This window comes from Paenibacillus suaedae (assembly GCF_032337355.1).
GTDB lineage: Bacteria > Bacillota > Bacilli > Paenibacillales > Paenibacillaceae > Paenibacillus_B > Paenibacillus_B suaedae.
Genome location: NZ_JAVYAA010000001.1, coordinates 1,029,483 through 1,047,396 on the forward strand (window position 1 = coordinate 1,029,483; position 17,914 = coordinate 1,047,396).

Here is a 17,914-nt window from a genome sequence, read left to right on the forward strand (position 1 = left end):
TAGATGAATGTCATTAGATGAGGCTTTAAGCAGTACTATTCTGCATGAAATCGGAGTTGAAAAAATGGATAGAAAAAAAACAAAATTGACCGCGAAAATCATAAAGCCAGAGGATGCAAGGCATGATGAGAAGCGCGGGAACGCAGACAAAGCTATTCGAAGGGCGAAATATTGGGGTTTTCCAGTTCGAATGAGGAATTCAGGGATTTATCGAGGCAAAGGGGTACCTGAAAAAAACAATAAAATTTTTTTCAATAATGAGAAGAATCCCGTAAAGAAGATATATCAAGATGATCACAGCATACTTAATCATCCGATTGGGCCGAGTGCCAACCGATTAATTGGTCAGGGGACAAAAGTTCATGCCAAAGGGAGTATTACTGATGTTCCGGGTATCCTAGTGGGGCACGCAGAGGATAGAAGCGGTCGTACCGGTTGCACGGTTATTTTGTACCCTGAAGGTGCAGTTCCTGGTGTGGATGTCAGAGGCGGTTATCCGGGTACGGAACAGACAGATGCGATTAAACCCGGAACTTCAACGGATCTTATACAGGGGGTTCTTCTTACGGGCGGCAGCAACTTCGGTCTTGCGGCAACAGCAGGTGTCGTGAACTGGCTTGCAGAGAATGGGTACGGTACCCCGACAGATGTTGGACCGCTCCCTACTGTGCCTGCGGCTGTTATTTTTGACCTTTATTATGCGAAAGGCTCCCCCAGGCCTGACGCACAGTTGGGCTACAAGGCAGCACAAGCTGCGAAGTCCGGTGCCGTGGCGCAAGGCAGTGTTGGTGCTGGAGCGGGTGCGACGGTAGGGAAAATCTACGGTACGCCGATGAAGGGCGGGGTTGGAACCGCCTCTTGGCAAATTCCGGGCGGTCCTATAGTAGCCGCTATTGTAGTCGTCAATGCCCTCGGAGATATTTGGAATAATGATCATATCATAGCTGGGGCGCTCGAGCCTGATGGTAAATTCGTTAACCAAACTCGGGCAATTCTTGAAGGAATACCACCAATGCCGATCTCGACCCGGAGCAGAAGCACAACCATCGCTGTCATCGCAACCACTGCAAAACTAGACAAAGCCGAGGCAGGGAGGGTTGCGACACTCGCCCATGACGGAATGGCGCGGGCGATTTCCCCGGTGCATATTCAAGGTGATGGGGACACTGTATTCTGCATAGCTACCGGAACCGATACTAGCGGGCTTATTGGTAATGCCGCCGTGACCGCAGTCGGCACCGTCGCAGCGGTGGTGCTTGAGCAGGCCATCGTCAGAGGAGTAAAGGCAGCCCAAGCAGAAATGAAACATCAACAAAGTAAGAAGTGAAATGAGGTTTCGATCACTTCCAAACTATTCATTCAAACAGCAAAAATGGGCTGAGGACAAGATCCTCAACCCATTTTGTCAACAACCCCTTCTAGACATGGGACTATTTACGTAAAATTCCTATCACTCTTATCTATTAGTGCAACATTTAGGGAATTCCATGTGATTCAAGTTAACTACTTATCCTGATTAAGTTGAGCTCGCAACACGTCTTGGCCAGTTGCAATGGCACCGTCCCTAAGGGCAGTTACGATTCTCCCAAAAACAATATCAACGGGTTGGTTTTCGTCATTTACTGCATCGAGAAGATGTTTGCCGATGTTGTTAGCGCCGCTTTTTAAAGTTGAATCAAGGAAACTCTTGAAAAATTCTTTGTGTTTATCAGACATGTATCTCACCCCCTTCCGATAATACGGCTATCCCCCTGAGGTATAGTCTGATAGGATTCGACTTACTGCTAGCGTCGACGAACTAACATCAGGAGTGGTTTAGAAGGAGAGATATTTCTCTTCTTTTTCTAAGGCCATTTCATGCACCAGCTATTTGGCTTTTTCTTTCGCACGTCTTTTTGCACGATCCTTCGCCCGATCTTTCGCGCGTTCTTTCGCGCGTTCTTTCGCGCGTTCTTTCGCGCGTTCTTTCGCACGTCTTTTTGCACGATCCTTCGCCCGATCCTTCGCACGATCCTTCGCACGATCCTTCGCCCGATCTTTCGCGCGTTCTTTCGCGCGTTCTTTCGCGCGTTCTTTCACACGTTCTTTCGCGCGTTCTTTCACACGTTTTTTCACGCGTTCTTTCACACGTTTTTTCACGCGTTCTTTCACACGTTTCTCCGCACGTTCTTTCGCCCGTTCCTTCGCACGTTCTTTCGCACGTTCCTCCGCGCGTTCTTCCACATGCTCATTCACACGTTCTTCCGCATGCTCATTCGCACGTTCTTCCACATGTTCCTTCACACGTTCTTCCGCATGCTCATTCGCACGTTCTTCCACATGCTCCTTCTCATGTTCCTTCGCCCGTTCTTTCGCCCGTTCTTCCGCCCGTTCTCTCGCCCGTTCTTCCGCCCGTTCTCTCGCCCGTTCTTCTGCGCGTTCTATTGCACGTTCTTTCGCCCGTTCTTTCGCCCGTTCTTCTGCACGTTCTTTTGCCCGTCTTTTCGCGCGTTCTTCTGCCTTTTCTTTTGCTTTTTCATTCTCCTTTTCATTACCAAACCAAGCAAGGAGGGCGTTTCCTACAGTTCGAGTAGCTTCAATCAAGATGGAAGAAGGGCCTTTGTTTGGTATTTTTTCAACTGCTGGTTTTCCTTCTAGCTCTTGCAGCTTTTGCTTGGATAGCTGCTTCCATGCCGAATTTTGTGTTTGACTCTCCAATTTTCTAAAGTACGTAGCCGCGTCTTGGTTCTGGCCTATCTTAGTGTAAGCCTCACCGAGTTCATAGATGAGTTCCAATTGTTTTTCGGTGTCAAGCGTGTCAGATGGTGTATTGAGGACGTGGGTGAAATCTTCAATCACCGTCTTCGTCCGATGGAAGTACTGCTCTGGGAGATTGTAAGAGGACTTGCCGCGAAGCAGTCGGATCGTACTGTCGTGTGGGTCGGCGGCTACCGCATTGTCGAGCATTTTCAATCCCTGTTTTGACCATTTCAATTTATCAGATGCCTCTGTTTTATCTCTTGCAATCAATATCATGGTGCTGCCATAGTAAGCACCAACAAGAGGATGATCTGGATCATCGACGTGCAGCTGTTCTAAAATCTGATGTGCTTCTTGAACAGCAGCCGCACTCCCAGCTACGCCATCCAGATACAGTTGGATAGCTAGGGTGAGTCTTTCATTGAACGGGTCAGACGGAGTAGACACCTGATCTGACACGGAATTTAGAACAGATTCGGTCAATGAAGCATGATCATCGCTCGATGTTGAAGTCTCATTTAAGTCTGAGCCTTCCATATCGCTGGGATTAAGGTTTGTCACTCAATTCATCCTCTCTGTACTCATGCATGAACACATTGCTCGCTTGCATGATTCTAATCATCTTTTTTCTTTGGATACATGGAGGCAAGACGCTGTGAGACTTCATTCGCCTTGGCGGGATTGCCGCTATTTTGGTAGGCTTTGCTCAGCTTTCGAAGTACTCTTCTGACTTGATTGTGGGTAAGGTAATTTGAATCTTGTTGATAACGGTCAAGGAGGAATGTGAAGTCCTCGATCGCTATTCTCGAAGAATAGAAATAAGACTCCGGCAGATGCAGGCAGACACTTCCGCGTAAGAGGCGAATTTCTTTTTCGTTGGGATCCATTTCTACTGCTTGATTCAATACCTCCAGACTCTCGAGTGCTTTTTCTTCTTTCTCAACAAGTTTGACGGCATCACGTGATAAGAGGGCTAATGAACTACCGTAATAGGCTTCAATAAGCGCATGATGAGGCTGGGTCTCACGGAGCCTTAAAAGCTTCTCATGCGCTCTTTTCGCTGCCTGTTTGTCTCCATCAACTCCATCTTGAAGAAGCTTTTTTGCGATCTTGAATTGTTTTTCAGGAGTGCTGTCAGATGACATGTATGCCTAACCTCCAATTTGCTTCGCCATTCATTTGAAAGTCGAGTCCCTCTACGCCAACAACTCATGATTTCGAAGGTTATATAATTGCTACGATATGCGAGTCCCTACTGCATTGATTGGATGAAAAAATCAGTTTTCAGAAGATATACAGTTGTCCGAGTCAAGGGTGACATTGCCTGCATTTCATATAAGGATGACTTGGAGGGATGGGGAGTACAAAAAACATTGAGAGAATGCTAGACGAATAACATGCCGCAGGTGTGGACTGAAAATGGTTAGGAGGATTTTTATGAAAGCACAAACCCATAAAATGAAGGTAACCGTGGACGAACATACATCCCATCTAGAACAATTCAAAGCATTTTTCACGAAATTGGATGAGGATGGAAGCACCATTGAGAAGCTGCCTCGGCAAAAAATTGAAGAGTATCAGTTACAAGCAATTAACGCCACGCTTGCTCATGTTTGGGACCGCAATGAATATTATCGTTCAAAGCTGGAAGAAGCAGGCTTTACAGTGCCGGAGATTGAAAGCCTGGAGCAATTAACAAATGTACCGCTATTGAATAAAGACGTCATTCGAGGCGATAAGCAGAAGATCTTATGTGTGGATCCGAAAGAAATCGGGCAGGTTCACCTTACGAGCGGTACTTCGGGAAAGCCTATTTATACCTCGTACTCGTTAGCTGATCAGTATGTCTATGATTTGCTCCCGAAATATTTGGAATTGTTTAAGGAAACGGATGTTGATGTGGTAGCCGTCGCCTTGCCTTATGAATTTGCTCTGCCTGGTCTTGGGTTTCAGCGGTTGTTTCAGTTTGCATTTGGAACGGCAGTACTGTCACTTGGCAAAGGCGGTTACATGGCTCCCGTCGATAAGTCATTAGAATTGATGAAGGAGTTCCAAGCTACCATTCTGACTACGACGCCCTCTTATGCGGCGCTTTTGGCTGAAGAAAGCGAGCGGTTCGGCATCAAAATAGGTGAAGACATACGATTGAAAAAAATAGTGCTTACAGGTGAAGGCTGCTCCTATAAATTCCGTGAGCGTTTGGAAAAATGGTGGGGATGCGAAGTATCCTTCTTCTACGGATCGACCGAATGTGGCGTCGTCGCGGTCGAATGCAGTGAGCACAAAGGTTATCACGTGATGGAGGGACATGTAAAAGTCGAAATTATTAATCCAGTTACGCAGGAAAAGCTCCCTTACGGCAAGACGGGAGAAATCGTTGTAACGACGCTGTTGCGCGAGGCCATGCCAATGGTGCGTTATCGCAGTGGGGACATCGGATATTTACAGAAATCCAAATGTGATTGCGGTCTCACGATGGACGTCCTTCATTTGAGAGGAAGAATGGAAAGCATGATTCGATTGGGGGATGAAGACTACTCACCGTTCCTATTAGAACAATTTTTGATGGAAATTCCAGATGTGGGTATGTGGTATCACTTCAAATTGAATCAGGGATCATTCAAGATTGAAGCCGAACCGTTTCGGACGGAATTAACAGATGAGCAATTGGCAACGAAAATCCGGAAGCATATGACGGAGCGAATCGGCATTGATTGCGAAGTGGTAATCAGACATGATATTCCTCGGACTTTTGGCAAAGCAACGCGAATATTCACGTAAGACAGTTAGGAGCATGGGGCCAAGGATTCGCATTAACCATCCTAAAGCGCCGTGTTACGCCGAGAGGAGGTGCCCTTATGACCGATATTCAGAGGGAGCGGGAGGAGAAGTTCAAGAATTTATTAGTACGCCTATTAAAATCCCCTCTATATCAGGATCGATTAGCGAACTATAACATCGATGATATCGGGATGGAGCACATTCAAACACTGCCCTTGACAACGAAAGAAGATCTCCGGAATGCCGGTACTTTCGGACACCTAGCTGTCGAAATGAGTAAGATTGCCCAATACCACGAATCCACGGGTACAACCGGAGAACCTTCCGCTTCTTGGTTCACGCATGAAGATATGCGAGTAGGCGGAAGACAGCTTCAGGAATGCGGAGTCCGATTAACAGCGGATGATCTTGTGCTGATTCGATTCCCGTATGCCCTGGCGCTGCCCGCCTTCTTAATGCAGCAAGCTGCTTGGCAGACAGGAGCAGGGGTTGTACCTGCAAGCGGACGTACGGTAGTTACACCATATCCGAGAGTATTAAGTCTTATGAAGCGCCTACAAGTTACCGTATTAGCGGGGCTTCCGCGCGAAATGGAGCTTCTGGCTGAGACAGCGCGTCTCATTGGTTTGGATGTGAACACAGAATTACCAGCGCTACGGGCTATATGCGTTGCTGGTGAGTTAATGAGCGAGAAACGCAAAGAGCATATCGAGAGGCTGTGGGGTGTACCCGTTTTTAATATGTATGGTTCGACTGAAACCGCGAATATTGCAACCATGTGTGAGTATGGATCGATGCATATCGTGGAGCAGGATTTTTACGTGGAAGTGCTGCATGAAGATGGTTCAGGCCCTGTTGCTCAAGGAGAAAGAGGGTTTGCGGCGATAACAACGCTCACACATCAAGCTTCTCCTCTGTTGCGATACTTTAATGAAGATATTATCTCCGTCGAACCTTCCAGGTGTGCTTGTGGGCGAGCAATGGGCAAGTTGATGCATTACGGTAGAAGTAAGGATCGAATCGTAATCGGTGATACGATTCTAGATGCTTATGACATCCAAGAAGCTGTCTATTCGTTGACACCTGCCCCAGATGCGTGGAAGGTATTGGAGCAAGAAGAGGGATTGTACGTTCTTCTTGATTCGCACGATGCTGGACAATGGAGTAGGGAGGACATCCAAACTCGATTAGCTGAAAAGCTTCATTTACCAATCACCCTTCAAATCATTACCGACGCAACGCTTCTCGATCGAGTTGGGCTCGTGAATAACGCGCCATCGACCAAACCGGTATATATCCAGAAGCGAAATAAAATCTAAGCTGATGAGGGAAAGGCTGCAGTCAATTGTGAAAAAGAGGGGTGTACTCGTATTGAGCGACAAATGGAAACAATTAATTACGCAATGGGATGGAATTAACCAACAATTGCTTGATCTGATGAACGAACGTGCACGAATGGCTGCGGAAATCGTTCAAGAAAAGAATAAGCAGGGCATTTCACATGCGGAGCCAGTTGGCAACCAACAACTACTGAAAGAGCTTGCTACCCATTCTTTGGCGAATCCTGAAATAAAAAAAGAGGCTCCTGCCGAGCGCAAGCTTCTCGTTAGCCGCCAGCATAAGAGTGAGGATACCGTTATTCAAGTAAATCATACTAAAATCGGCGGCTCTTCGCCTATTATTGTCGCTGGCCCCTGCTCTATTGAAAGCAGAGATCAGCTGCTTACCGTTGCTTCCGCAATGAGGAATGCCGGCATTACCGTCTTACGAGGAGGCGCGTATAAACCGAGAACATCACCGTATGATTTCCAAGGCCTTGGTGAAGAAGGATTGAAAATCATGAAGGAAGTGGCTGATGAGACGGGGATGGTGACGATCAGTGAGATCATGAGCCCTATGCATATTGACACGGCAGCTCGTTACATTGACATCTTTCAGATTGGTGCCCGCAATATGCATAACTTTGATTTGCTGAAAGCCGTTGGCCAAACTCAAAAGCCTGTCTTGTTGAAACGCGGTCTCTCCGCCACGCTCGAGGAATTCGTATTTGCGGCTGAATATTTGCTATCCAGCGGGAATAACCAAGTTATGTTAATTGAGCGCGGAATTCGCACCTACGAGAAATGGACGCGTAATACACTCGATATTTCTGCTGTTCCGATATTGAAACAAGAGACCCATCTCCCCGTTCTCGTGGATGTTACCCATGCGACTGGTCGTAAGGATATTATGCTTCCATGCGCGAAAGCAGCGTTAGCGGCTGGCGCGGACGGTATTATGGTCGAAGTGCATCCGAATCCGCAGGTTGCACTTTCTGATGCGAAGCAGCAGTTGAATCTTGACGAATTTCACACCTTTTTGCAGGGTCTCCGCGATTCCGGTCTCTATCGTTAGCAGCAAGTTATCATACCAGAAGTTGCTGTACACAGGTTATATATCAACACGAGCTGACATACGGCTAATGGAGGTAACTGTATGACAGATACCGATGGCAAGGACTCGCAGTATGCGGGGAAAGCATTGGACTTTTTGCAGAAACTGATTTTCGATTTGCTATTAGTGACAGATGGAAGGACAACAGATTTGCTGGAAACCTTGTTGGATGAAAAGATGCTCGTAACGGTCATTCGACAAGAGCAATTGAATGAAGTACCTGCTGATTATCAAGTGGACTCCTCTGACGCTCCTTTATATCTGAGAGAATCATTATTGATAAGCGACAAAAGTGATTTTATCGTTTCTCACAATATTGCAATCGTGAATTCAAAGTACGTACCCGCTTCTTTGTTTGAGAGTATTGCTCATAGACAAGAGGGGATTGGCAAAGCAATCAGCTCGATGGGATTACAATCCTATAGGAAAGTGGTTGATTCTGGGCTCAAGGGCGAAGAAGAGGCTGTTGATCTGTTCCGAAAGCCTCTCAATCTTCGTATCCCTGATCTGCACACTACAATCCCTTATAAGAGATATGACATCTATTTTCAGGTATTTCCAGGGATTCATATGCTTGAATATTTTAATCCAGAAGTCATTAGATACCGAGTAAACAAGGTTCTCAATTCCAAAATGGAGGGATAAAACATGAGTGAGGAAATGAAAGAACAGAAATCGACGGACAAAGAGGAAAAAGAAAAGGCGAAAGAGCAGGCTAAACTTGAGAAGAAAGCAAAGAAAAAAGAAGAAAAGAAAGAAAAGGAGAGACTGAAAGAACAGAAGGAGATTGAGAAAAAAGCTAAGAAAAAAGAAGAAAAGCAGGCAAAAGAGCAAGCAAAGAAGCAAGAAAAAGCACAAAAGGAGCAAGAAAAGGCACAAAAGGAGCAAGAAAAGGCACAAAAAGAGATTGATAAAGAGCAGCGTGAAAAAGAAAAAAAGGAAAAAGAAAAAGAAAAAAAAGCAAAAGAGAAGGAAAATAAAGAGTAATAAATACATGAAAATGTAATAGGGACTGCTTTCTTATTATCGTTGAAGGAAGTGGTCCTATGTTTTCTCAATAATTCAAACCATGCTCTCGTAGCAGATGCGTGTCCAACTCAAAAAAACCTCTGGTCAATAACGTACGTTCATCAACCGAGAGGAGAAAACACGAAACAGAGAGTCAATCCTTTTATTTAATTGTAGCGATGGCAAAATTCACTTTCTCTCCATATTGTTTTTCTGACTGTTTTTCATTTGTTCGGCGAATTCCATACCTGAATTCACCAAATGTTCACTGGCATGTTGTACGCCAATTTTAACGGCTGCGAACAGCTTTCCAGCAGGAATATCGGATGGTTGATCCGCATCCTCCATCGCTTCAATAATTTGCTTCTCTGCCACATTCGCGCCGCTTTTCACCGCTACGGAATAGGTATTGGCGAAGTGTAAAAATCCGTTCTTCACATCACTAAAGAACTTCGACATCCCTTGATTACTCGTTGTCAATTGTGTCATCTCCATTCTAAAATCATCTAATTCGGTGGTCTCTCTTGCTCATCATTGACTTGCAATTCTTTTTCTTTAGATAATTGCTCACTTGTCGAAACACTTTCCAAAGGTGCTTTTGGATCATCCTTTAGCATTGGAGCTGGCTGAACTTGGATGGTTCGTTCTTTTCTATCCATGAAAAATTTTAATATTGCAACAATGACTCCGACCAGAAGGACAAATGTCAGTACACCGGCTAGGGTTAGTCCGAGAATAAAGATTACACGATCAGCAAAGCCCATTTCCTTCCTATCCATGTCAATACTCACATCCTCTCACAATAGTCCAGTATATGTATGGGGTGCCTCGATAATATGGACACATGAGCACCCTCCAGCGTAATTCCACGATTGTCTATTCCATAAGGAGGATAAAGAATGAATTTCACTTTATTTCGAAATGTAGCTTGTCTGTTCTTGGTTGGATCACTTATGATCTCCCTGCAAACGCAAAACTACATATTGATGAGTTTATGGGTATTCTGTACTGGTTTGCTTTTCATTTACAAGCCAATGCGATCATTTCTCCTGACAACGATAGGTTTGGGGGCCGGATTTGCTCTCTATTTATTCATAAACTCAAGTTGGATTCACGATTTGGAGCCCAAAGAATGGCATATCCTTCTCAACAGATTGTCACTGATTTGTATCCTCATTCCCTTGCTTGTCTTAGCGCGTATTCAAAAATTACCTTTTATGCTGTATGCGAAAAAACCGCTTTGGAACGAGCGGATAGATATACCATTTATTTGGTCGGGCTTCCGTCAATCCAAAGTTAAGGTTTTCTTGCCCGTCGCAATTGCAGCGACTTCTGTAGCTTTTATGCCGTTTGTGATTCGAAACGGATGGGGACACGTGCAAGAGATTTGGTTATTCGCGCTCGCTTTTTCATTCATAAATGTGTTGGAGGAGATCATCTGGCGAGGGGTGCTTCTTAGCCAGTTCTCTGAACAATTAGGTGATAGGTGGGCAGTAATTGTGACTAGCGCAGGGTTTGGTTTACAGCACTATTCCCTTGGATTTGCTTGGGGCGCTTGCATCGCCTTTGCGCTGGGGGGGCTGTATTTCGGAGGAATTACGATCAAATCCAACAGCCTCATTCCTGTCGTAGTCTGGCATACGTGGATGAATGTTCTTATGATTTTCAGTGGTCTGCTCTTATAGCCGCGAGCGGTACTAACATGCGTTCACAGCTAGGAAAGGGAAGATAAAAAAATTTTTAGAAAATGGAGGGTTATTCAAATTTACAATGAATAAATGGTATAATTAGGTTGCTTTGTTGAGAGGAGAAAAAGGGCAGGAAGTTTATGCTGCAAGGCATAACAAAAACTCCCTTCCCGCACGAGGCAGTAAGAGAGTTTGTATTTCTGCTTATATTCAGTGAACGAATCCGAACGGATGAATCGTTGTGCGATTTACTTAGCCAGCAGTTCAGGCAAGTTGATCTGCTCGTCAAGTTGGTCTGCGAAGCGACTCATGCATTTGCAAATGAAGTCCTTGCGGCAAATCGGGCATGGAATAGTAAGCAGTCTGCTAACATGTTTGGCACCGTGATTATAAAAGACGCGGCATAGCGTACCATCTTGCAATTTTACTTTTACTTGATAAAGGTTATCGGCATCGTTGCGTTCGATTAACGTTTTTTCCTTTACAATCGGTTCATAGGTCACGTTGGCTTCACCTGCATCCTTAAATTTTTTGCAAGTAACATATTATGTTGTTTGGGCTCGTTTGTCAATTTATTTCTTCACGAAGGGTGGAAAATTCCATATTCCAAAAATTAAGTATTTTCATTTGTCTTGCAGATGGTGATACATATAGTGAGCGAATGACTTTGAGACAAAATTGGAGGAGCCCACCATGCATGAAGACGACACAGAATTCAAGCATCTTAGTGAACTAATTGAAAAGAGAAACGAACTGCAAAATGAAATTAACTCCATACTTGCGCGAATGACGATGAAGCAGGAGGAGCGGGTGTCCAAACTTGCTGAGAGTATTTCCGCTTCACACAAACGCAAATAAGCCTTTCTCATAATCTTAACCAATGTTCACCTCTATATTCATAGCAGAATGCCAGGAGGTTGATAATTATATGATAAGGTACTCTGACTTAGAATCATCGGGCCACGCTTCAGTTGAAATGGGAGGAGAGCAGCAGAACGTGATGATGCCGAGAATCGAGCAAATAGTGCATGGCAATCATCCAAGGGTGACCCTCGCGCATTGGCACTCGCATTGGGAAATCAATCGTGTCGCTGGGGGCAACGGCCTATATATCATTAACGGAACACAGTATACGATCCAGCAGGGCGACATTGTGCTTATCCCACCTCAGCAATTGCATCGGGTATGCGGGACAGATCAGCTGCTGCTGGAAGCGTTTCATCTTGAGACGCCTCACCAGATGAATGGTTGGTGGGCCGAAGATATGAGTTCCGTAATACATCGTATCGGACAAACTGTGCCACATGTCCTGTATCGGTCTATGCCGCAATGCGGATTGCTATCCGAAGTGTTGATGGATGTGAAGCAAGAGCTGGCTCAGAGGGAGTTTGGCTATGTATCTATCGTTCAAGCACAATACATGCGGCTGCTGACGCTGCTAAGCAGATATGCTAGCAGACCCCTCTCTAGCTATACTCCTGCGCCATCTAGAGGTGTGCAGACGGTGAAAGAGGTCATACGCGTTATGGAAGGTCAACTAGCCTTTCCATGGACGTTGAAGAAGCTCTCTGATTTGGCACATTTAAGCCCATCCCGATTCAGTGCGTTGTTCCAACAGACGGTAGGCACATCACCACTGGATTATCTCATCAGGCTTCGATTGACATATGCAGCTCAGTTATTAACCTCTTCGAATGAAAAAATCATCGAGATTGCCGCAGAAAGTGGCTTCCGCAACCTGTCCAACTTCAATCGACTATTCAAGGATCACTTCCAAATGTCACCTAGTGAACTGCGAGATACGAATGAACAGCTAGAAGCGTAATATTATTTTTTACATGGATATATTCTCCTCAAGACACAAGAGATGTCATTTTACACTTATTTGATGTTCATTGAATTGTCACATTTACAAAATTTGCTTCCGAAATTTACAAGAATGTATTGAGAGAAATAGGAAAGATTTTGTAATATGAGAAGTGATGAATGTAACTGACGAAGGGGCGTAGAACTGTTATGCAGAAATGGGCTATGTTCATTTTGTTCAGCATTGCGTGCCTGCTTGCCGCTGGCTTGATGCTGTTCAATATGCCGAAGCCGGAGGTCGAGGAGGCAGCTCCTGAGGGAGTCACTCTAGTTAAGCTTGTGGCAACGAGTGATTTTAAGTTCGACCAACCGGAGTATAAAGTGAAGGCTGGGGAGAAGGTTCGCATGAAGCTTGTGAACAAATCCGGCTTGCATGGTGCTGAAATTAAAGATTTAGGTATTGATCTGAAGGATGGCCAAATGGAAAAGGATGTTGTATTTGAGAAACCAGGCAAATATGAAATCCATTGTTCGGTTATGTGCGGAACAGGCCATGATGATATGAAATCGGTTCTTATTGTAGAATAATACGTTTCAGTTGAGAGAAGGGGCTGGCAAGCTCCTTTTTTTCATGCCGCAGGCAGGAACAGGAGATTGATCACCTACGCCGAATGTAGTAATGGGACGGAAGACTTCGGCTTTGAGGGATGAAGTAGAAGTCGACATTCCGCGTTATACGCTATACCATCTCAGGGGAGGGCTAACGAATGTATTACGTGAACATGGAGCAGATCGAGCAGCGTCTTGATTTTATACCGAATCTCATACAGACAGTAGAGCAGATTATAGCGAAATGGGACGGAAGTCTACATAGCTCGTTCGCGCAGGAACGTGCGCTGCACATCGCGATCGAGATTATAACCGATGTCGGCAGCTTGCTTATTGACGGATTCTTGATGCGTGATGCGAGCAGCTATGAGGATATCGTCGAGATTATTGCTCAGGAACAAGCGGTATCACCTGAGCTTCATGCGTCATTGCTTCAGCTTGTTGTCTTGCGCAGGGCGCTGGTTCAAGATTATATCGCTTGGGAGAGAGGGGCGATACATCCTCAGCTGTCCAGCCTCCCTGTATGGCTGCCAGAATTCGCTCAATCTGTTCGCCACTTCATAACGAAAGAACTGGCACTGAAATAATTCATGTATGGGATCTGAGGCAAGGTTGTTGTCTGTATGGGAGTGATGCGATACAATGACGATACGATGACAACCAAAGTTAAGGTGGTTACATGAAGCAACCAGTACGCAAATTATCCACACGTGAAGAGATTATGGGCTTACTCAAGACAAATGGAGCTATGTCTGTTGCTCAGCTTGCCAAGCAGCTGGAGATGACAGAGATGGGGGTAAGACGGCACTTATATGCCATGCAGCAGGATCATTTGCTGGACACCGAAATGGTTCGTCAGCAGATGGGTCGTCCCTTGCAAATGTATCGCTTGTCTGATACGGGTGACGAACGATTTCCGAAGCAATATCATCAGCTTATATTAGATCTGCTTCAAGAAATGGAATCTTGGCAGGATGAGAATAGTGTCCAACGTCTGTTCGAAGGCAGAAAACAGTCGATGCTGGAAAAATACACACCCCTTGTCCAAGGCAAGAATTTTGAAGCACGATTAGAAGCGCTTGGTCACATCCAAGACTCAAATGGATATATGGTAGAGACGGAGCAAGCAGACGATGGAAGCTGGCTCCTGCATGAGTACAATTGTCCGATCGCACAAGTCGCTCAGCAATATAAAGAACCGTGTGCTTGTGAACTAGCATTGTTCCGGGATTTACTGGATAGTGATGTAGAACGGACAGAATGCCTTGCTGAGCGGGGTCAGCGCTGTACGTACAAGATTCGTCCTCGAACAGACAAGCAGGAATAAATGGAATGAGTTCAGCGCACACCGTTGCACAGCCGTATTCCTGCATATGTTAGGTAGATGTAGGCAGATCCCTCAGGGGTCTGTCTTTTTGTGCTGCACAGGACAGGCATACCCAAAAAGTACAGGCATGGTTGTGTCAATACGAGCCCAACTTCCTTATACTGTCAATACGACATGGGCATGTGCCCGGTTGATTTCACAGCTAAGGAGGGGAGACGATGACGGAATGGAGCATCTTGTTGGCTGCTATTGCTTGGAGTGCTGTATGTATAGCTGCTATCGTTCTGATTATCCGTGGGATGCGCACATTGGGGAAGGCAGACGCTAGTTTGGATGAAGGGAAGCAATTAGCTCACCAGCTCCAAGTGTTGACGCGTCGTGCTGAGGATGTGCTGAAGGAAACAGAACAGACAGTAGGAACGGTCAAGGAGTGGACACATGAATTGCAGCGTGCCCGGGATATCATTCAACGAGGAAATGATGCATTGGAGCGAATTATATCTCATGCTAGCCAGCAAGGTACGGAATCTGCAGGGAAGCAGCGATTGACGGATATCCTCCAGCTATTTGAGCTAGGATGCTCTATATGGGCCTCCATTCAAGGGAAGCTATCTGGGCGCTCTCCTAGCTCGTCTACATCTCCTAGCTCGGAGAAATAGACCGGGAACTGAGTGATGAGGAGGAAGGAAAGATGAGCAATAAGAAGTTTTGGATAGGGGCATTAATCGGAAGTGTGATTGGATCGGTATCGGCATTGCTGTTCGCACCGAAGAGCGGTCGCGAGCTGCGCAAAGATATTGCAGAGGGTGCACAGCAGGTCAGTGAACGGACACAGGAGTGGGCAAGGCAGGTTGGAGAGCAGACAGACGAGTTGATTTCATCCGCCAAGGGCAAGGTTGCATCCTTCAAGCAAGGCTTCAGCTCATGGAAACAGCGGAATTCAGAAGAGGCGCAAATCGCGGCCATTTCAAGCTTATCTGCTGAACAAACAGCAGAACCGACAGCAGAACCGACTGAGGAATGGAATGAGGAAGCAGAGGCGGAAGTGAACGTGCAGGATGGGGAGAATAAGGAAGAAGTACAATAGCCGCAAGGAGACATTAGCAGCGTTTATTGTTAAAAATCCCTACCACTTTATGCGAAAGCAATGAGATGGTAGGGATCATTGTGTTTTCAAATACGTCTAATTACGTTGATTACCACTTGGATGGATCGATATCACCCGGATTCAACCCTTCCCAAATGTTGGGGATGTTCGCTTCTTCAGGATGTTCAAAAATTAAAAATGCAGTAGGCAAGTAACGTTCGCCATATTGGCTTGATGGTGAATTTTTGATGACGCCGTCCTTCTCGACAAGTACAGTAGACGAGCCTCCGTCCAAGTTAGCAGCGATGATTGCGCCATTCTCGAGCATAATTTTTTGGCAGTCGTATAAGTCGGCCCCGATACTATGAGGCTGGCGGCCATCAATAACAAGGAATAAAATTGCTCCATCCTCACGCTGCCCCATTACCGTCCGAGGTGCAATTCCCCAACCGTCCGCATGATTGCGGATTTGCCCCTTGCCGTTCACGATCATGCGAGGCTGGAAGGTAACTGCTTCTTTTACCCCCATGTCGAGCAGCTCGCTCACCGAGAAGTTACCGGCGACCATTTTCCCATCCTTATCTATCCCTACAATTTGTGTATTTTTCTTGCCTACTCCGTTGTAATATAACTTGCCGTCGTTGATGACGACTCCGATTGGTTTGAAGCCATTGCCTTCCCAGTTCGGATCAGCGAATCCACCGCCATTGACTCCTGCAAGGGCACCAGTACGTTTTACCATGCTAGAGACCTTCTCGCCTCTTCCGGCCTTGCCGGGAACGCCAATTCGAATTTTGGATGGATCGTTCACTATCATCAGATACCCACTGAACGAAGCACCGGTAGCGCCTGTACCACTTACTTCCTTATATTCGATGAGTGGTTTTTTGGTTTGTTCAGCAATGGAAGGCTTCTTGATATCAATCGTGGCTTTCTCATCTCCCATTCGCTCGAAGTTCTTCCAATACTCTTGGACACGCTTGTCTAATTCGGCCTGACCAATAATATACTTGGCCCAATGTCGATGCTGCGTCGTGATTAGTGTATCGGCAATCAAGAACCGCATATCTGTACCGGAAGGGGTCAGGAATAACCATCCGGCGCCAAGGGAGCAAATTAGGATGAAGATAGCCGCAACCATGCGCAGAATGCGCCATACAGATCGTTTCTTCCTCGGCTTCCCTTGCTTGGGATTGCTAGTCCGCTGTTTTGCCCGAATTGCGTGGCGCGGAGGCAACGCTCGATTCTTATTGTGTTTGGAGATAGAACGCTCCGTTTGCATCTTTTTCAACCCTTTCTGATTTGTCTCCACCTATTAATGACGTTTTTTGGAAGCAAAAAGTTTCGCACCGTGTTTTGCCAGTACTAGATGACTTGAACCTTGTCCTTCTTACTGATAAGATCGAGGTACGTTTTATTTAAAGAATACATATGGTAAGTAAGGTCAGTCAATCAAGAGACGAAGGAAGCGGTGTATTCGTGCAGCAAGCTATAGCCATGCTCGATTCGGGTGTCGGTGGGTTGACAGTTGTCAAAGAAGTGATGCGTCAACTGCCGCGGGAGAAAGTCATCTATTTCGGTGATACAGCCCGTTCGCCTTATGGTCCTCGTACTGCCGAGGAAGTAAGGCTGTTCACCCGTCAAATCGTAGATTATCTTATTCAATTTCAGCCTAAAATGATCGTAATTGCATGCAATACAGCGACAGCCGTAGCATTGGAATATATTCGAGCATACGTGTCCATTCCTGTAATCGGAGTCATTCATCCAGGTGCCCGTGCGGCGCTGTCCGCTACCAATAGCGGCTATGTCGGTGTTATCGGAACAGAAGGCACAATCCGCAGTGGCGCATATGAACAAGCATTGAAGCGGCTGTCTCCTCATGTTGAAGTAGTCAGTCAAGCTTGTCCTCGTCTAGCTCCTCTTGTTGAGAGGGGGATGTTCAGAAACAGTGAATCGACCTCTGATGTTGTACGCGAGTCACTCGAACAGTTGCAGAATGTACCTATTGATACTCTCATTTTAGGTTGCACCCATTATCCATTCCTGTCCGATTCTATCCAAGATGCGATTGGGCCTAAGGTACAATTAATAAACTCAGCGGAAGAGACAGCTCGCGAGATCAGTACGATTTTGCAGGACAAAAGCCAGTTGGCGAATACGGAAGCAGTACCGGTTCATCAGTTTTTCTGCAGCGGCGATCCGGAAATATTCCAGAATATCGCCCGCCAGTGGCTTGGCGAGCAGATTCAGGCTACTCCAGTCATTTGGCAAATTCCTAAAATCATGTAATCCAAAATCATTCAATGAGAAACATGAACTTATATATGATCATGATATTTGAGGGCGTTCCTTTGAGCAGATAGTCTGCCAGATAGGAACGTCTTCTCTGTGTTACGACCTAGGGATGATCATCCTTGAAGTTATGAACCTCTA

Annotated in this window: 22 protein-coding genes; 15 read left to right on the forward strand and 7 right to left on the reverse strand. The window is 45.8% G+C overall.

Translation table 11 applies throughout. The annotated features are described in order from the left end of the window. The first annotated feature begins 64 nt into the window (after positions 1–64). Positions 65–1,327: a P1 family peptidase gene (locus RQP50_RS04550; RefSeq protein ID WP_315743566.1), complete on the forward strand. Its 1,263-nt coding sequence runs from the start codon at positions 65–67 to the stop codon at positions 1,325–1,327. Positions 1,328–1,503: 176 nt separating this feature from the next. On the opposite strand, the gene RQP50_RS04555 is transcribed toward RQP50_RS04550, so the two are convergent. The 3 genes from RQP50_RS04555 to RQP50_RS04565 all read right to left on the reverse strand — a co-directional run bounded on the left by RQP50_RS04555 (position 1,504) and on the right by RQP50_RS04565 (position 3,884). Further along, a complete protein-coding gene (locus RQP50_RS04555) occupies positions 1,504–1,716 on the reverse strand; it encodes a hypothetical protein (protein WP_021259718.1) in 213 nt (70 codons plus the stop codon). Between the two features lie 150 nt (positions 1,717–1,866). Next, a complete protein-coding gene (locus tag RQP50_RS04560; RefSeq protein ID WP_315743569.1) occupies positions 1,867–3,300 on the reverse strand; it encodes a hypothetical protein in 1,434 nt (477 codons plus the stop codon). A 53-nt stretch (positions 3,301–3,353) separates the two neighbouring features. Next, positions 3,354–3,884, reverse strand: a complete 531-nt coding sequence (locus RQP50_RS04565; protein ID WP_315743571.1) for a tetratricopeptide repeat protein — start codon at positions 3,882–3,884, stop codon at positions 3,354–3,356. Between the two features lie 292 nt (positions 3,885–4,176). Between RQP50_RS04565 and RQP50_RS04570 the strand changes: the two genes are divergently transcribed. The 5 genes from RQP50_RS04570 to RQP50_RS04590 all read left to right on the forward strand — a co-directional run bounded on the left by RQP50_RS04570 (position 4,177) and on the right by RQP50_RS04590 (position 8,940). After that, positions 4,177–5,520: a phenylacetate--CoA ligase family protein gene (locus RQP50_RS04570; RefSeq protein WP_315743573.1), complete on the forward strand. Its 1,344-nt coding sequence runs from the start codon at positions 4,177–4,179 to the stop codon at positions 5,518–5,520. 77 nt (positions 5,521–5,597) lie between these two features. Further along, complete coding sequence (locus RQP50_RS04575; protein ID WP_315743575.1) at positions 5,598–6,839, forward strand: phenylacetate--CoA ligase family protein; 1,242 nt, start codon at positions 5,598–5,600, stop codon at positions 6,837–6,839. 52 nt (positions 6,840–6,891) lie between these two features. After that, on the forward strand, positions 6,892–7,914 hold the full coding sequence (locus RQP50_RS04580) for a bifunctional 3-deoxy-7-phosphoheptulonate synthase/chorismate mutase (RefSeq protein ID WP_175560733.1): 1,023 nt from the start codon (positions 6,892–6,894) through the stop codon (positions 7,912–7,914). Between the two features lie 81 nt (positions 7,915–7,995). After that, positions 7,996–8,598, forward strand: a complete 603-nt coding sequence (locus tag RQP50_RS04585) for a 4-hydroxybenzoate synthetase (RefSeq protein ID WP_315743579.1) — start codon at positions 7,996–7,998, stop codon at positions 8,596–8,598. Between the two features lie 3 nt (positions 8,599–8,601). Further along, positions 8,602–8,940, forward strand: a complete 339-nt coding sequence (locus RQP50_RS04590; RefSeq protein WP_315743581.1) for a hypothetical protein — start codon at positions 8,602–8,604, stop codon at positions 8,938–8,940. Positions 8,941–9,150: 210 nt separating this feature from the next. On the opposite strand, the gene RQP50_RS04595 is transcribed toward RQP50_RS04590, so the two are convergent. Both RQP50_RS04595 and RQP50_RS04600 read right to left on the reverse strand, forming a co-directional pair. Beyond that, complete coding sequence (locus RQP50_RS04595; protein WP_315743583.1) at positions 9,151–9,441, reverse strand: hypothetical protein; 291 nt, start codon at positions 9,439–9,441, stop codon at positions 9,151–9,153. Positions 9,442–9,467: 26 nt separating this feature from the next. Next, positions 9,468–9,740, reverse strand: a complete 273-nt coding sequence (locus RQP50_RS04600; RefSeq protein WP_315743584.1) for a hypothetical protein — start codon at positions 9,738–9,740, stop codon at positions 9,468–9,470. A gap of 120 nt (positions 9,741–9,860) precedes the next feature. Here RQP50_RS04600 and RQP50_RS04605 point away from each other — a divergent pair, with 120 nt between their 5' ends. Beyond that, a complete protein-coding gene (locus RQP50_RS04605; RefSeq protein ID WP_315743586.1) occupies positions 9,861–10,646 on the forward strand; it encodes a CPBP family intramembrane glutamic endopeptidase in 786 nt (261 codons plus the stop codon). 251 nt (positions 10,647–10,897) lie between these two features. Here the strand turns inward: RQP50_RS04605 and RQP50_RS04610 are convergent, their stop codons facing one another. Then, entirely contained in the window at positions 10,898–11,152 is a 255-nt protein-coding gene (locus RQP50_RS04610; RefSeq protein ID WP_021253290.1) for a hypothetical protein, read from the reverse strand. A gap of 190 nt (positions 11,153–11,342) precedes the next feature. On the opposite strand from RQP50_RS04610, the gene RQP50_RS04615 reads away from it, so the two are divergent. The 7 genes from RQP50_RS04615 to RQP50_RS04645 all read left to right on the forward strand — a co-directional run bounded on the left by RQP50_RS04615 (position 11,343) and on the right by RQP50_RS04645 (position 15,478). Further along, the gene (locus RQP50_RS04615; protein ID WP_155987360.1) at positions 11,343–11,507 is read left to right on the forward strand and encodes a hypothetical protein; all 165 of its coding nucleotides are present in this window, start codon (positions 11,343–11,345) and stop codon (positions 11,505–11,507) included. A 70-nt stretch (positions 11,508–11,577) separates the two neighbouring features. Then, positions 11,578–12,474: an AraC family transcriptional regulator gene (locus RQP50_RS04620; RefSeq protein ID WP_315743595.1), complete on the forward strand. Its 897-nt coding sequence runs from the start codon at positions 11,578–11,580 to the stop codon at positions 12,472–12,474. Between the two features lie 191 nt (positions 12,475–12,665). Next, positions 12,666–13,043 carry a cupredoxin domain-containing protein gene (locus RQP50_RS04625; RefSeq protein ID WP_142544200.1) on the forward strand — a complete coding sequence of 126 codons (378 nt, stop codon included), beginning with the start codon at positions 12,666–12,668 and terminating at the stop codon, positions 13,041–13,043. Positions 13,044–13,222: 179 nt separating this feature from the next. After that, positions 13,223–13,651: a DUF86 domain-containing protein gene (locus tag RQP50_RS04630; protein ID WP_021253287.1), complete on the forward strand. Its 429-nt coding sequence runs from the start codon at positions 13,223–13,225 to the stop codon at positions 13,649–13,651. A 92-nt stretch (positions 13,652–13,743) separates the two neighbouring features. Further along, positions 13,744–14,391 carry a helix-turn-helix transcriptional regulator gene (locus RQP50_RS04635; protein WP_028533838.1) on the forward strand — a complete coding sequence of 216 codons (648 nt, stop codon included), beginning with the start codon at positions 13,744–13,746 and terminating at the stop codon, positions 14,389–14,391. Between the two features lie 218 nt (positions 14,392–14,609). Then, positions 14,610–15,050 carry a DUF948 domain-containing protein gene (locus tag RQP50_RS04640; RefSeq protein ID WP_028533839.1) on the forward strand — a complete coding sequence of 147 codons (441 nt, stop codon included), beginning with the start codon at positions 14,610–14,612 and terminating at the stop codon, positions 15,048–15,050. Positions 15,051–15,082: 32 nt separating this feature from the next. Then, positions 15,083–15,478 carry a YtxH domain-containing protein gene (locus tag RQP50_RS04645; RefSeq protein ID WP_315743602.1) on the forward strand — a complete coding sequence of 132 codons (396 nt, stop codon included), beginning with the start codon at positions 15,083–15,085 and terminating at the stop codon, positions 15,476–15,478. 109 nt (positions 15,479–15,587) lie between these two features. Here the strand turns inward: RQP50_RS04645 and RQP50_RS04650 are convergent, their stop codons facing one another. Next, positions 15,588–16,760, reverse strand: coding sequence for a phosphodiester glycosidase family protein (locus tag RQP50_RS04650; RefSeq protein ID WP_021253283.1), 1,173 nt, complete (start codon positions 16,758–16,760; stop codon positions 15,588–15,590). A gap of 197 nt (positions 16,761–16,957) precedes the next feature. Between RQP50_RS04650 and racE the strand changes: the two genes are divergently transcribed. Next, positions 16,958–17,770 (forward strand): glutamate racemase, encoded by an 813-nt coding sequence (racE, locus tag RQP50_RS04655; RefSeq protein WP_021253282.1) that lies wholly within the window; start codon positions 16,958–16,960, stop codon positions 17,768–17,770. Positions 17,771–17,914: the final 144 nt, after the last annotated feature.

Excerpts from the sequence above, each read along its gene's own strand:
- RQP50_RS04650 (WP_021253283.1), bottom strand. The coding sequence starts at position 16,760 with ATGCAAACGGAGCGTTCTATCTCCAAACACAATAAGAATCGAGCGTTG.
- RQP50_RS04625 (WP_142544200.1), top strand. The coding sequence starts at position 12,666 with ATGCAGAAATGGGCTATGTTCATTTTGTTCAGCATTGCGTGCCTGCTT.
- RQP50_RS04550 (WP_315743566.1), top strand. The coding sequence starts at position 65 with ATGGATAGAAAAAAAACAAAATTGACCGCGAAAATCATAAAGCCAGAG.
- RQP50_RS04635 (WP_028533838.1), top strand. The coding sequence starts at position 13,744 with ATGAAGCAACCAGTACGCAAATTATCCACACGTGAAGAGATTATGGGC.
- RQP50_RS04620 (WP_315743595.1), top strand. The coding sequence starts at position 11,578 with ATGATAAGGTACTCTGACTTAGAATCATCGGGCCACGCTTCAGTTGAA.
- RQP50_RS04630 (WP_021253287.1), top strand. The coding sequence starts at position 13,223 with ATGTATTACGTGAACATGGAGCAGATCGAGCAGCGTCTTGATTTTATA.
- RQP50_RS04590 (WP_315743581.1), top strand. The coding sequence starts at position 8,602 with ATGAGTGAGGAAATGAAAGAACAGAAATCGACGGACAAAGAGGAAAAA.
- RQP50_RS04615 (WP_155987360.1), top strand. The coding sequence starts at position 11,343 with ATGCATGAAGACGACACAGAATTCAAGCATCTTAGTGAACTAATTGAA.
- RQP50_RS04605 (WP_315743586.1), top strand. The coding sequence starts at position 9,861 with ATGAATTTCACTTTATTTCGAAATGTAGCTTGTCTGTTCTTGGTTGGA.
- RQP50_RS04645 (WP_315743602.1), top strand. The coding sequence starts at position 15,083 with ATGAGCAATAAGAAGTTTTGGATAGGGGCATTAATCGGAAGTGTGATT.
- RQP50_RS04600 (WP_315743584.1), bottom strand. The coding sequence starts at position 9,740 with ATGGATAGGAAGGAAATGGGCTTTGCTGATCGTGTAATCTTTATTCTC.
- RQP50_RS04555 (WP_021259718.1), bottom strand. The coding sequence starts at position 1,716 with ATGTCTGATAAACACAAAGAATTTTTCAAGAGTTTCCTTGATTCAACT.
- RQP50_RS04640 (WP_028533839.1), top strand. The coding sequence starts at position 14,610 with ATGACGGAATGGAGCATCTTGTTGGCTGCTATTGCTTGGAGTGCTGTA.
- RQP50_RS04565 (WP_315743571.1), bottom strand. The coding sequence starts at position 3,884 with ATGTCATCTGACAGCACTCCTGAAAAACAATTCAAGATCGCAAAAAAG.
- RQP50_RS04570 (WP_315743573.1), top strand. The coding sequence starts at position 4,177 with ATGAAAGCACAAACCCATAAAATGAAGGTAACCGTGGACGAACATACA.
- RQP50_RS04585 (WP_315743579.1), top strand. The coding sequence starts at position 7,996 with ATGACAGATACCGATGGCAAGGACTCGCAGTATGCGGGGAAAGCATTG.
- RQP50_RS04575 (WP_315743575.1), top strand. The coding sequence starts at position 5,598 with ATGACCGATATTCAGAGGGAGCGGGAGGAGAAGTTCAAGAATTTATTA.